The sequence below is a fragment of the Acetobacter oryzoeni genome (assembly GCF_004014775.2).
Taxonomy (GTDB): Bacteria; Pseudomonadota; Alphaproteobacteria; order Acetobacterales; family Acetobacteraceae; genus Acetobacter; species Acetobacter oryzoeni.
In genome coordinates this window covers 1,181,181-1,195,248 of the sequence record NZ_CP042808.1, presented here as the reverse complement: position 1 = coordinate 1,195,248, position 14,068 = coordinate 1,181,181, and the positions used below count along the sequence as shown (strand labels likewise).

Genomic DNA, 14,068 nt, shown 5'->3' with positions numbered 1-14,068 from the left:
TTTTTGCAAGATAAAAGCAAGCCTGCACCATAGGCTGCCAAGGCCGTTACAGATGTTGCACAGCACCGGCAGCACACTTGCCGCCAGTTTTGTGAATTGCGTGAACCCATTCGCGCCTTAATGACCGCTCGGGAGCAAAAATGACAATCGGAGTGGACGATGACGAAAGCGCCTTTTCCCGGCTTGAAGACGGCAAGGGGCTTGAGGAATCGTGGCTGCGTATCTGCGCCCGCCTGAAGGGCGAAGTTGGCGAAGTTGAATACCGCACCTGGCTGACCAAAATTGCGCTGGGCCCGATTGATGGCGATGAAATCACCCTGCTTTTACCCACACGCTTTTTGCGCGATTGGGTGCGAAGCCAGTATGGTGACCGCCTGAGTGAACTGTGGAACCAGGAAATACCCAATATCCGCCGGGTAGAGTTGCAGGTTGCCCGCGCTGGTGATCCTGCCCCCATACCGTTGGAAGATATTCCCGGCGCCAGTGCAGCAACACCCGCGCAGGAAGAGGCAACCCCAGCAGCACGCACCGCGCCAGAAGTGCGGAGTGATTTGGTAACCGCGCTGGATAGCCGCTTTACGTTTGATACGTTCGTGGTGGGCAAGCCAAACGAATTTGCTTATGCCTGCGCCCGCCGTGTTGCAGAAAAGCCCTCCAGCGTTGGGTTTAACCCGCTGTTTCTTTATGGCGGCGTTGGGCTGGGTAAAACGCACCTGATGCACGCCATCGGGGCCGAGCTGATCCAGAGCGGCAACGTGTCTGTGGCCTACATGTCTGCCGAAAAGTTCATGTATCGGTTTATTGCGGCCATTCGCTCTCAGTCCACCATCGAGTTCAAGGAACAACTGCGCTCCGTTGATGTGTTGATGATTGACGATCTGCAGTTCCTGATCGGCAAGGACAACACGCAGGAAGAGTTTTTCCATACCTTTAATGCGCTGGTGGATGCCGGGCGGCAGATTGTGGTTTCGGCTGATAAATCTCCATCCGATCTATCGGGACTGGAAGATCGGCTGCGCACGCGTTTGGGCTGCGGCATGGTGGCAGATATTCACGCCACTACGTTTGAATTGCGTATTTCCATTCTGGAATCAAAAGCTGCTGCGTCTGGCGTTGTGGTGCCCGGTAAGGTTCTGGAGTTTCTGGCGCACAAAATCACGTCCAACGTGCGTGAACTGGAAGGCGCGCTTAACCGCCTGATTGCTCATGCCAACCTGTTTGGGCGCCCCGTTACGCTGGAAGCTACGCAGGAAGTGCTGCACGATATCCTTAAGGCACACGACCGGCGTGTGACGATTGAGGAAATCCAGAAAAAAGTGGCAGAGCACTGGAATATCCGCCTCACAGACATGTCATCCGCCCGTAGGGCGCGCAATGTTGCGCGGCCCCGGCAGGTTGCCATGTATCTGGCCAAGCAGCTTACAAGCCGCTCGCTGCCAGAAATTGGGCGCAAGTTCGGTAATCGTGACCACACAACCGTTATGCATGCGGTAAATCGCGTTACGGAACTTATGGGGCTGGATGCAGCTTTTGCAGAAGATGTGGAACTCCTACGGCGGATGCTGGAAAGCTGAAAACGTAGAGATTCCAAAGGGATTGACTGATAACGCCCACCTGTTACTTTTCGAGGTGGAAAAAGCGGATGCCTCTTGCAAAACAGAGGCCCTGTCTTGCAGGAAAGAGGGTTAGATGAAGTTTTCGGCGGAACGCGCAACACTGCTTAAGGCGTTGGCCCATATCCAGAGTGTTGCGGAAAAGCGTAACACCATACCCATTCTAGCCAATGTTCTTATTCAGGCAGCTAACGGACAGCTCAGCCTGAAAGCCACAGATATGGAAATTGAAGTGGTTGAGGAAGTTCCCGCCAAAATCACGCGGGAAGGGGCCACAACGGCCCCCGCAGCTGTTTTGTACGAAATTGTGCGCAAGTTGCCCGATGGCGTGGATGTAGAACTGGATCAGGCCGATAGCGAAGGCCCACTTCTGCTGCGTGCCGGCCGCTATGCCACCCGCCTGAACGTGCTGAGCGTGGATGATTTTCCATCCATGGGGGCTGGGGATTTCCCGCATCGGTTCAAATTGCCTGCCACTACACTGCATTCGCTCATAGACCGCACACGGTTTGCCATCTCCACCGAAGAAACCCGCTATTACCTGAACGGTATCTTCCTGCATGGCACGGAAGTGGATGGAGAACCGAAACTGCGCGCCGTGGCGACTGACGGGCACCGTCTGGCCCGCGTAGAAGCTGACTTGCCTGCGGGTGCTGCCGGGATGCCGGGCGTTATTGTCCCGCGCAAAACAGTGGCCGAAGTGCGCAAGCTGATTGATGAAGCGCCGGAAGAAGTGGAAATTGCACTTTCTGAAACGCGCATCCAGTTCACGGCAGGGCCAGTTACACTCACATCCAAGCTGATTGACGGCACGTTCCCTGAATATGAACGCGTTATCCCACGCAACAACACACGCATTCTGCGGGTTGGTAAAAAAGACTTTGCCGATGCCGTGGCCCGTGTTGCTGCCATTAGTCAGGAACGTTCCCGTCCGGTAAAGCTAACGCTCGAGCCCGGCTTGCTTACTCTGTCTGCCAGCAGTGCCGAACAGGGGGTGGCCAAGGAAGAACTGGATGACAACCGCATTTCCTACGATGCAGAAGGGTTGGAAATCGGCTTTCAGGCCCGCTACCTCAACGACATCACAGATCAGGTAGAAAAAGAGGTGGAATTTGCGTTTGCTGATAGCGCATCCCCCACCATTGTGCGCGATGTAGATAGCCCATCCGCACTGTATGTTCTCATGCCGATGCGCGTGTGATCCGCTTTTTTGCTTTAACACTTACGGCCTGCCAGTATTGCCCAAATGCAGGCAGGCCAGCAGAAGCAGCGTGGCATGCCCCGGCTTCTTAAACTTACGCTTTCCAATTTTCGCAATTACGAACGGCTTGTATGGTCTCCCGATTCAAGCCTGTTAGTACTAACGGGTGAAAACGGCAGCGGCAAAACCAATTTGCTTGAAGCGGTTTCTCTTCTCTCTCCGGGCAGAGGCCTGCGCGCGGCACCCCTTACACAATTCGGCCGCATGGGTGCAACCAACTGGGGCATTTCTGCGCGCATTGAAACTGAAGATGAGTTTCTTGAACTGGGCACCGGTACACAAGGGGGGCAGGAGAGGCCTCGCCGCGTTTTTTTACTAAATGGGCGGCAGATCCGGGGGCAGGAGGCGTGGGAAGATACCCTCGCCACTGTGTGGATCACCCCGCAGATGGACCGGTTGTTTAGTGAGGGCGCATCCGGCAGACGGCGCTTTCTGGACCGTCTGGTTATGGCAGTTACGCCCCACCATGCGCGAGAACTGGCAGCGTATGATCGCGCCATGACACAACGTAACAAACTGCTGCAAACACGCTTTTCCGAACACTCATGGCTATCCGGGCTAGAGGCATCCATGGCGCGGCATGCTGTGGCTGTTGCCGCGGCTCGGCAAGAGACCGTGCGCCAGATTTGCCATTACGCCCAAAATGGTCTGGGGGCTTTTCCTGCTGCCATTGCAACATTGGAATGCGCTGTAGCCCAAAAACTGGAAACATCTCCAGCACTGGCCGTAGAGGACTGGCTGCGCGAAAAACTCGCCGATCTGCGCGAAGATGATGCAGCACGTGGCCGGGCCACATTTGGCACGCATCGCAGTGATTTTCTGCTGGAAGATCTTTCGTCCAGACAACCCGCTGCACTAGCAAGCACCGGGCAGCAAAAATCCTTGCTTATTGGTGTTGTGCTGGCACATGCCCGGCTTGTAACGGATTATCGTGGGCAGCCCCCCATCTTGCTCATGGATGAACCTTTGGTGCATCTGGATGCCGCGCGCCGGGCCTCATTACTGGAAATTGTGCAGGATTTTCGCACAACCGTGTTGCTTACCGGCACAGATCAGGCGCCTTTTGCCCCCCTTAAGCAGACTGCCCAGTTTGAAACCCTGAAAAACGGAGCTTTTTTGCTCTCAGGGTCATAAAACATGCTGCTCAATCTGGCCCCAGAGGTTTGATCAGGGTATAAGAATAAAAGGTTTTTTGTTCTTTCCTGTACGGAGCGTACCGTTCTTATGACCGACCTCTCTCAGCCCACGCCATCTGCCGTTTCCGAAGAGTATGATGCCGCGTCGATCTCTGTGCTGAAGGGGCTGGATGCTGTCCGTAAACGGCCCGGCATGTATATTGGTGATACGGATGATGGTTCCGGCCTGCACCACATGGCGTTTGAAATTATTGATAACGCGGTGGATGAGGCTCAGGCTGGTTTTGCATCTCGCTGCGTTGTCACTTTCAATGCAGATGGCAGTGTGAGCGTGCGTGATAACGGGCGCGGCATTCCTACGGATATGCATGCTGAAGAAGGCATTAGCGCTGCTGAAGTGGTGCTGACCCGCCTGCATGCTGGTGGCAAATTCAACCAGAACTCCTACAAGGTTTCTGGCGGTTTGCACGGCGTGGGTGCCGCTGTGGTGAATGCGCTGTCCGAATGGATGGAAGTACGCATCTGGCGCAACGGGCAGGAACATTTCATTCGCTTCCAGCACGGTGAGCGTGATGCCCCGCTGGAAGTGGTTGGCCCTTCTTCCGAACCCTCTGGCACGGAAGTCACTTTCAAACCCAGCAGTGAAACATTCCCCAAAACGGATTTTGATTTCACCATTCTGGAGCGCCGCCTGCGTGAACTGGCCTTCCTGAACTCCGGGCTAGAAATTGTGCTGCGTGATGCACGCGTTACCCCCGTGCGGGAAGAAAAATTCTTTTACGAAGGCGGGCTGGAAGCTTTTGTAAACTGGCTGGATCGGTCTCGTACCTCGCTGTTTGCCCCGCCCATTACCGGCAGCCTAGAAAACCCGGATAACGGCATTAAGGTAGAGTTTGCTCTGACATGGAACGATAGCTTCCATGAAACCATGCTGTGCTTCACCAACAACATTCCGCAACGCGATGGTGGGGCCCATCTGGCAGGTTTCCGTCAGGCGCTTACCCGTGTTGTTGGTAAATATGCAGAAAGCATTGCCAAAAAAGATGCGCTCTCCCTGCAGGGGGAAGATATGCGTGAAGGGCTGACGGCTGTTCTGTCCGTTAAAGTTCCAGACCCCAAGTTCTCATCCCAGACCAAGGACAAGCTGGTTTCTTCCGAAGTGCAGCCCGTTGTGCATGCCGCAGCAGCCGACATTATCAGCCACTGGTTTGAAACCCACCCCAAAGAAGCAAAAATTGTTATCTCCAAGGTGCTGGATGCTGCCTCTGCGCGTGAAGCCGCCCGTAAGGCGCGGGAGCTAACACGCCGCAAGGGTGTACTGGATGTTTCCTCGCTTCCCGGTAAGCTGGCAGACTGTCAGGCGCGTGACCCCGCCAAAGCTGAACTGTTTATTGTGGAGGGTGATTCCGCAGGCGGTACCGCCAAGCAGGGACGTGACAGACGCTTTCAGGCCATTCTGCCGCTTAAGGGTAAGATCCTGAACGTAGAACGTGCACGGTTTGACCGTATGCTGGGTTCTGCCGAAATTGGCACGCTTATTACCGCATTGGGCACAGGCATTGGCCGTGGTGAGCCAGAGCAGGGTGGTTTTTCTATTGAGAAGCTCCGCTACCACCGCATTGTCATCATGACTGACGCTGACGTGGACGGCTCTCATATCCGCACACTGTTGCTGACTTTCTTCTTCCGCCAGATGCCGGAACTGATCGAACGCGGTTACCTCTATATCGCCCAGCCGCCTCTTTACCGCGCCAAACGCGGGAATGAAGAAACTTATCTGAAAGACGATGCAGCACTTGAGCAGTATCTGCTCAACAAGGCCCTGAGCAACGCCAGCTTTGTTTACACGGATAAACGCGTTGTAAGTGGTGAAGAACTGGCAGCAGACCTTCCGTTCATCCGGCAGGCGGCGCAGGCCATCAACCGCCTTTCCAACCGTATTCCTTCCTGGATTATTGAGCAGGTAGCCTTGGCTGGCGCGCTGACAACGGATGTAGAGCAGCTCCAGCAGCGGATGCCCGCACTGCAGCAGCGCCTTGATGCGGCATCTGCTGAAAATGAAAAAAGCTGGAAAGCCGTTGCCAGCACCGATGGTGTGGAACTGGCCCGCAATGTGCGTGGAGTAGGGGAAGTGTACCGCATTGACCCAACCATGTTGGCCAGTAACGACGCCCGCTGGCTGACCATGCAGGCAAACCGCCTGCAAAAAGACTTTGCAGAGGGCGTGGCGTTGAAAAACGATACCACCGAGCACCAGCTGAGCGGTCCGGCTGATCTTTACGCCCGTCTTCTGGCTCAGGGCCGCCGTGGGCTGACCATCAACCGCTTTAAAGGTCTGGGCGAAATGAATGATGCCCAGCTTTGGGAAACCACGCTGGATCCGGCCATGCGCACACTGCTGCAGGTACGTGTAGGTGATGTGGAAGAAGCAGGCGATGTTTTCACCACCCTGATGGGCGATATTGTTGAACCGCGCCGTGACTTCATTGTCGGCAACGCACTCAAGGTTGCCAATCTGGACGTCTAATACCCGCACAAACAAGGGAGAGAATTTATCTCTCCCTTGCAGAAGCTACAAAAAAAGCCGCAGCCTGAATAATCAGGTTGCGGCTTTTTGCTGGAAAGCAAGCTGGCTGCTTACCCCTTAATGAGAGCATCAATCTGTTTAAACTGCTCCAGCAAGGCAGGCAGGCTTTTAAGTGGCAGCATGTTGGGGCCATCGCTCGGTGCTTGGTCCGGGTTCTCATGCGTTTCAATAAACAGAGATGCCACACCAATTGCCAAAGCTGCACGAGAGAGCACAGGGGCAAACTCTCGCTGGCCGCCAGATGCGCCACCCAAACCACCGGGCTGCTGCACAGAATGCGTGGCATCAAACACAACTGGGCAACCGGTTTGAGCCATAATGGGCAGGCCGCGCATATCGTTTACCAGCGTATTATAGCCAAAGCTGGTGCCGCGTTCGCACAGCATGATGCGATTATTACCGGTGGAGGCAATTTTGGCCGCCACGTGCTTCATATCCCACGGAGCAAGAAACTGGCCTTTTTTCACATTGACCGCAGCACCAGTTTTACCAGCAGCTAACAGCAAATCCGTCTGGCGGCACAGAAAAGCAGGAATTTGCAGCACATCTACAGCTTCAGCCACAGGGGCGCACTGTTCTGGCGCGTGCACGTCTGTCAGCACCGGAATATCCAGCGTGTTGCGCACATTTGCCAGAATATCCAGCCCTTCTGCCATGCCAATGCCACGTGCGCTAGAAATGCTAGTGCGGTTGGCTTTATCGAACGAACTTTTATAGATCAGCCCGATACCAGTCTTCTGGCAGATTTCCTTCAGCGCTGTGGCTGTTTCCATGGCATGAGCCGCAGATTCAATCTGGCACGGCCCGGCGATCAGCACAAAAGGCTGATCGTTCCCGATGTACAAAGACCCAAGCTGGAAATCTGAACCCAATGCCTGCGTCATGCTTTTTTAGCCTTTTCCAGTGCAGCTCCCACAAAACCGGCAAACAGCGGATGCGGTGCAAATGGCCGAGACTTCAGTTCCGGGTGATACTGCACAGCAATGAACCACGGATGATCTGGGTATTCCACCACTTCTGGCAAGATGCCATCTGGTGAAAGACCAGAGAACTTCATCCCGGCTTTTTCAAGCTGATCCTTGTAATGAATATTCACCTCATACCGGTGGCGATGCCGCTCACGGATGGAAGTTGCGTTATACACTTCCGCTGCGCGGGAACCTTCAATCAGCTTGGCAGGGTAGGACCCAAGGCGCATGGTGCCGCCCAGTTCTCCGCCTTCGCTCCGGCGCAGGCGTTCGTTACCGCGTGCCCATTCCGTCATCAGGCCTACCAGAGGCTCTTCCGTATAGCCAAATTCAGTGGAAGACGCATTGGGCAGGTTTGCCAGATTGCGGGCGCATTCAATAACCGCCATCTGCATGCCAAAGCATATCCCAAGAAACGGAATACCTTTTTCACGCGCAAAGCGAATGGCTTCAATCTTGCCCTGAGACCCACGCTCACCAAATCCGCCGGGCACCAGAATGGCATCTACATCGCCCAACTTGGCTTCCAGTGATGCAGGATCTTTTTCAAAAACCTCGGCATCCACCCAGTCCAGAACAACCTTGGTGCGGTGGGCAATGCCACCATGTAGCAGGGCTTCGTTCAGAGATTTGTAGCTATCCAGTAGGGCTGTGTATTTGCCAACCACGGCAATACGCACCTCGTTATCCGGGTGACGGATGGCATCTACAATCTTTTCCCACCCTGTCAGATCTGGTTCTTCTGCATGTGGCAGACCGAAGTAACGGAGCACTTCGGTATCCATACCTTCTGCGTGGTAGGAGAGGGGGCAGGAGTAAATGGTGTCCACATCCCGCGCGGCAATAACGGCTTCTGGCCGCACGTTACAGAAGTTGGCAATCTTGCGCCGTTCTGTTGGTGGAATGGGGCGATCACACCGGCACAGCAGAATTTGCGGCTGAATACCCACATTCTGCAATTCCTTAACGGAATGCTGGGTCGGCTTGGTTTTCAGCTCACCCGCAGAAGGGATCCACGGCAGCAGCGTAAGGTGCACAACCATGGTCTGATCCGGGCCCAGATCATTGCGCAGCTGACGGATCGCTTCCAGAAACGGCAGGCTTTCAATATCGCCAACTGTGCCGCCAATTTCCACCAATACGAAATCCAGATCATCCGTATTGGCCACAACAATATCTTTAATGGCATCCGTAATATGCGGGATAACCTGCACGGTTGCGCCCAGATAATCACCACGCCGTTCACGCGCGATAACGTCTGAATAAATCTTACCTGTTGTGGTGTTGTCTTCCTTGGAAGCATTCACCCCTGTGAAGCGTTCGTAGTGGCCAAGATCAAGATCTGTCTCGGCACCATCCTCAGTCACAAAGACTTCCCCGTGCTGGTAGGGGCTCATGGTGCCGGGATCAACGTTCAGGTAGGGATCAAGCTTGCGTAGGCGCACTTTGTAGCCACGCGCCTGCAACAGGGCAGCAAGGGCAGCAGATGCAATGCCTTTGCCAAGAGAGGATACCACACCACCGGTGATAAAAACAAAGCGGGTCATGAGCAGACTTCCTACACGGACATGGCCGGGCGGGTAAAGATGGACAAACGCAAACTACCGCATGCCACAGGACATGCGGAGCTGAAGGGATAAAAGGGCTCTCTCCTCACACATGGCGGAAAGGAGAGAGTAACCTGCATTTTACGGATGCGCCGGAGCAGCAGGCGCGGGCGTGGTGGCTGCCGGGGGCTGGGCCAGAATATCGTGCCCTTCACCCGTAACAGAGCCTTTGTAAAGCACGGCCAGCAACAGGGAAAGCAGCATGAACACACCAGCCAGCACAGCCGTTGTGCGCGTAAGCAGGTTGGCTGTTCCACGGCCGGACATGAAAGCCCCCATGCCCTGGCTGCTGCCAATTCCAAGGCCACCGCCTTCACTCCGCTGAATTAGCACAACGCCAATCAGGGCTATGGTCACACAGAAATGCAGGATCAGCAGGGCTGTGGTCATGTCAGATTCCAGATCAGAACAGCAAATCAGGCAGCAGATGCTGCGCTGACGATGGAAAGAAACGCGTCCGCCTTAAGGCTGGCGCCGCCAACAAGCGCACCCGCCACTTCAGGAATGGGCAAGATGTTGGCCGCATTCCCGGCGTTTACGGACCCTCCATACAGGATTTTGATGACTTTTCCAGCCTCTCCAAACTGCCGCACCAATTCTTCACGCAGGAATTTCATGGTTTCGGCTATCTGATCGGTGGTGGCAGCAAGGCCTGTACCAATTGCCCAGATGGGCTCATACGCCAGAATACCGTTGAAACCATCGGGCAGGGAACCCTTGATCTGCCAACCCAGCGCATCAAAGTGCTCACCGGTTTCGCGCTGATCTTCTGTTTCACCAATACAGACAATAGGGGTGAGCCCGGCTTTGGCAGCGGCCATGGCTTTTTCACGCACCGTTTCGTCCAGCTCACCATGTTCCTGACGGCGTTCTGAATGGCCCAGAACAACATAAGACACGCCCAGATCGGCCAGCATGGGGGCAGAAATATCACCCGTATGCGCCCCAGAAACTTCCTGATGGCAATCCTGCGCACCCAGCTTTACCGGTGTGGGCTTAAGCATATCTGTTAGCAGCCCAAGCTGGGTAAAGGGCGGGCATACCACAACATCTGCGCTGTTGGCGGGCAGGCCGCTGGTAATAGCCTTGACGAGTTCCTGCGAATCACGGCTTAGGCCATTCATTTTCCAGTTGCCGACAATAATCTGTCTGGTCATGCCCTGCTCCTTGCCTGTAGCGCGCCATGCCAACGGGCACGCGCGTTTTACAATATGGTTCTTCCATGAAGGCTAAACCATAGACGCACCCTTTGGGGCAAGAGAGCAGGCGCCTTATTCTTGCCTGTCTGGCGTGCAGGCACGGTTATGTCTGGTCAAGCACCGCAGCTACCCTTATGGTGCCGCGCCTGTGCATACCCTTTTGTGGTATGGTTTTTTTTAAAGCATAGCTGTGGATCCATCGGGTCATGATTTCCTATCTACGTCGCGTTTTTGTTGAGTCCTGGCTGGGCCGGGTGACTGCAATTGTCATTTTTCTGGCGTTTGTCGGCTGGGGAATAGGCGATGTTATGGGCTATATGGGGGAAGAAACAGATGTTGTTGCCAAAGTGGGGCAACAGCAGGTTTCTGCCGATGATCTGGCCACAGCCCTGCAATCTGAACTACCAACTATTGCGCGCCAGATGGGGGTGACGGACCCATCGCAAATTCCTCTGGCCATGCAGCGGCAGGTTGCCTACCAGATTCTGCACCGCCTGATTGGGCAGGCAGAACTGCTGAACACTGCACAGAAGCTGAAAGTGGCCGTGCCTGATTCGGCCGTGCGGGATGAAGTGTTCTCGCTCCCTTATTTCAAAGGGGCCAATGGCCAGTTTGACCGCGCCAGCTTTAATCAGAAACTGCGTGACCGCGGGCTAACCGAGCAGCGCTTTTTGGATATGGTGCGGAATGATCTGACAACCCGCACCATTCTGCAGCCTTTGGCACAGGCTGGCAGCGTTTCCGACACAATGCTTCAGCGTTTTCTCACCTACGGTGCAAAAACGCGCGTGGTGGATTTTGTAAGCATTCCGTTTGACGCACAGCCCACACCCAAAGCGCCAGACGATGCTGTGCTCCAGCGCTATTACAACAACCATCCGTGGATGTTCCGCACGCCGGAATTGCGCCATGCCAAAATTGTGGTGCTTTCCCCCCAAACAGTGGCAGACAGCATCACCTTGGATGAAGCTGACATCAAACGCATTTATGATGAGCAGAAATCCCGCTACAACGTGCCAGAAACGCGCGATATTCAGCTGATAACCCTGCAAAATCAGGCGCAGGCAACCGCCATTGCCAATGCATGGAAAGTAGGTGGCAACTGGCAGGCTATCCAGAACAGCGCAAAAGATGCCGCAGCGGTAGAAATGCCAAATGCACGCCCATCCACCATTCCTTCCGCCACCTTGCGGCAGGCGGTTTTTCAGGCACCTGAAGGACAGGTGAGTGATCCGCTTAAAACAGAAGGGGGATGGGCTGTTTTTCGCGTTACCAAAATAACGGCTCCGCATACCACGCCGTATGAGGATGCCAAAAAAGACATTCTCTCACAGTATCGGGCCGCTGTTGCGCCATCGGTTGCGGGTGAACGCAAACGCAAACTGCAAGATGCCCTTGCAGGCAAAGGGCTGGATGCCATTCCGGCTGATCTGGGTGCTGTTGCTGCCGCTGGCACACTGGATGCACAGGGCCTGACTGCAGATAAGGAACCCGCACCGCTGCCTGCATCGGGCAAGCTGCGTGAAGCCATTATCCACCAGATTTTCACGCAAAAACCCGGCGCTCGCGCAACGCTTGTTGATGGGCCAGACAACAGCAGCTTTGCTGTGGAAGTAGATACCGCAACGCCAGCAGCGCCACGCACCTTTGAGCAGGCACATGCAGATGTTCTGGCCGCATGGCAGGCAGAAGCCCGCAAACATGCCGCAAATGAGCAGGCAACAAACCTGTATCTGGCAGCCAAAAACAAGCAGGCTCTGGCAGCAACAAACGCACCGGGCACACAGATGACGCGGGATGCGGCATTCTCCTACGCCAAGCCCAACAAAAATATACCAGATGCATTGATGGACTATCTGCCGCGCATGCAGCCGGGGCAGGCAGTTATGGCGGAAGATGATGGCCACTTCCTTGTGGCGGTTGTTACAAAACTGTTCGTGCCCAATCCGCCAGCGCCTGCCGATGGCGTGCAGCGCCTGAAAGATTCTCTGGCGCAGGCCGATAGTGATGATCTGGTTGCCAGTTACGTTGAAGCATTAAGCAAACGCACGCCGCCCCACATTAATGAACGCGCCGTTATGGCCACACTATCTGCAGCCGGATTTGGAGGAGCAGCCACGCCATGAGCATTACCGCACGCATTGCGCCTTCACCCTCTCGGCAGGAATGTGAGGCCGCTTGGGCGCAAGGTCTGCCTTCTGTTGTGTTCTCTGTAGAAGCCGCAGATCTGCTTACGCCGGTTTCAGCCTATCTGCGCCTTGCACGCTTTGATAGTGGCACAGGCAAAAACACGCTGTTGCTAGAAAGTGTAGAAGGCGGTACATCCCGCGGGCGGTATTCTGTTATTGCCCTCAAACCGGATATCATCTGGACCTGCCATAACGGGCAGATCACCTTGGATGAAAACCCGGAAAACCCGGATAGCGCCCCGCGCATTCTGACAGAAAAGCCGCTGGAAAGCCTGCGTGCACTCATCCACGCCACGCGTCTGGAGCTGCCCGAGGGTGTGCCCCCTATGGTGGCGGGCCTGTTTGGGTATCTGGGCTATGACATGGTGCGCCAGATGGAGCATCTGCCAGATGCCCCACCGGATGACCTGAACCTGCCTGAATCCATTCTGATGCGTCCCGGTCTTTTTGCTGTGTTTGACACGGTGAGTGACGAACTCATTCTGGCCGCACCCGTTCGCCCGCAAAAAGATGAAACCGCAGGGCAAGCTTGGGATAAAGCGCAAGACCTGCTCCGCCGTGCGCGGGAATGTCTGGCAGGGGCGCTTCCGCCTTTACCCAAACCGCCAGAAAACCTGCCCGAACCTGCCGAGCCGCGCTCCTCATTCAGCAAGGATGAATTCTGTCAGGCTGTTGAGCGTATTCAGGATTATATTGCCGCCGGCGATGCCTTTCAGGTTGTGCCCAGCCAGCGTTTTTCCACACCGTTTCCGCTGCCATCTCTGGCGCTGTATCGTACGCTGCGGCGCATCAATCCGGCGCCATTCCTGTTCCATCTGGATTTTGGTGAGTTCTCGCTTGTCGGCTCCTCGCCCGAAATTCTGGTGCGCTTGCAGAATGGCACCATGACGGTACGCCCACTTGCGGGCACGCGCCCACGCGGCAAAACGGCCGAGGAAGATCTGCGGCTTGAAAAAGACCTTCTGGCCGATCAGAAAGAATTAGCCGAACACCTGATGCTGATAGACCTTGGCCGTAATGATGTAGGCCGTGTCAGCATTCCCGGCACGGTGAAAGTAACGGAACGATTCGTCATTGAGCGTTTCAGCCACGTCATGCACATCTCTTCCAACGTGCAGGGCACGCTCAAGCCAGAACTGGAAGCGCTGGATGCTCTTGTGGCCGCTTTTCCCGCAGGCACACTTACGGGCGCGCCTAAAATCCGCGCCATGGAAATTATTGATGAAGTTGAGCGCACCCGCCGCGCCACCTATGCCGGGTGCATTGGCTATTTTGGTGCTGGCGGCAACATGGATACCTGTATCGGGCTGCGTATGGCCGTTGTAAAAGACGGGCAAATGCATGTGCAGGCAGGCTGTGGCGTAGTAGCAGACAGTGTGCCCGAAACAGAATATGAAGAAACACGCCATAAAGCGCGCGCCGTATTCCGCGCCGCAGAAGCTGCGCTGGAACAGGCAAGGGCTGGGCGTTCCTAATGCCGCTTCTGTTTCATTCTTATTTGACCCCAA

Annotated in this window: 10 protein-coding genes; 6 read left to right on the top strand and 4 right to left on the bottom strand. The window is 55.2% G+C overall.

Annotated elements, in window-relative coordinates:
- Nucleotides 1–140 precede the first annotated feature (140 nt).
- From dnaA to gyrB, 4 genes are all read left to right on the top strand, one after another.
- The gene (gene dnaA, locus EOV40_RS05710; RefSeq protein WP_128105289.1) at nt 141–1,574 is read left to right on the top strand and encodes a chromosomal replication initiator protein DnaA; all 1,434 of its coding nucleotides are present in this window, start codon (nt 141–143) and stop codon (nt 1,572–1,574) included.
- Nucleotides 1,575–1,689: 115 nt separating this feature from the next.
- On the top strand, nt 1,690–2,814 hold the full coding sequence (gene dnaN / locus EOV40_RS05705) for a DNA polymerase III subunit beta (protein ID WP_087651339.1): 1,125 nt from the start codon (nt 1,690–1,692) through the stop codon (nt 2,812–2,814).
- Nucleotides 2,815–2,859: 45 nt separating this feature from the next.
- The gene (recF, locus tag EOV40_RS05700; protein WP_128105288.1) at nt 2,860–4,008 is read left to right on the top strand and encodes a DNA replication/repair protein RecF; all 1,149 of its coding nucleotides are present in this window, start codon (nt 2,860–2,862) and stop codon (nt 4,006–4,008) included.
- A gap of 90 nt (nt 4,009–4,098) precedes the next feature.
- Nucleotides 4,099–6,537, top strand: coding sequence for a DNA topoisomerase (ATP-hydrolyzing) subunit B (gene gyrB / locus EOV40_RS05695; protein WP_128105287.1), 2,439 nt, complete (start codon nt 4,099–4,101; stop codon nt 6,535–6,537).
- A 110-nt stretch (nt 6,538–6,647) separates the two neighbouring features.
- On the opposite strand, the gene kdsA is transcribed toward gyrB, so the two are convergent.
- From kdsA to tpiA, 4 genes are all read right to left on the bottom strand, one after another.
- Entirely contained in the window at nt 6,648–7,481 is an 834-nt protein-coding gene (gene kdsA / locus EOV40_RS05690; protein ID WP_128105286.1) for a 3-deoxy-8-phosphooctulonate synthase, read from the bottom strand.
- On the bottom strand, nt 7,478–9,112 hold the full coding sequence (locus EOV40_RS05685; protein WP_128105285.1) for a CTP synthase: 1,635 nt from the start codon (nt 9,110–9,112) through the stop codon (nt 7,478–7,480). The genes kdsA and EOV40_RS05685 overlap by 4 nt, the downstream gene beginning before the upstream one ends.
- A 141-nt stretch (nt 9,113–9,253) precedes the next feature.
- Entirely contained in the window at nt 9,254–9,562 is a 309-nt protein-coding gene (secG, locus tag EOV40_RS05680) for a preprotein translocase subunit SecG (RefSeq protein ID WP_128105284.1), read from the bottom strand.
- Between the two features lie 26 nt (nt 9,563–9,588).
- Complete coding sequence (gene tpiA / locus EOV40_RS05675) at nt 9,589–10,329, bottom strand: triose-phosphate isomerase (protein ID WP_128105283.1); 741 nt, start codon at nt 10,327–10,329, stop codon at nt 9,589–9,591.
- A 248-nt stretch (nt 10,330–10,577) separates the two neighbouring features.
- On the opposite strand from tpiA, the gene EOV40_RS05670 reads away from it, so the two are divergent.
- Nucleotides 10,578–12,497: a SurA N-terminal domain-containing protein gene (locus EOV40_RS05670; RefSeq protein ID WP_128105282.1), complete on the top strand. Its 1,920-nt coding sequence runs from the start codon at nt 10,578–10,580 to the stop codon at nt 12,495–12,497.
- Nucleotides 12,494–14,035 carry an anthranilate synthase component I gene (gene trpE / locus EOV40_RS05665; RefSeq protein ID WP_128105281.1) on the top strand — a complete coding sequence of 514 codons (1,542 nt, stop codon included), beginning with the start codon at nt 12,494–12,496 and terminating at the stop codon, nt 14,033–14,035. The genes EOV40_RS05670 and trpE overlap by 4 nt, the downstream gene beginning before the upstream one ends.
- Nucleotides 14,036–14,068 lie beyond the last annotated feature (33 nt).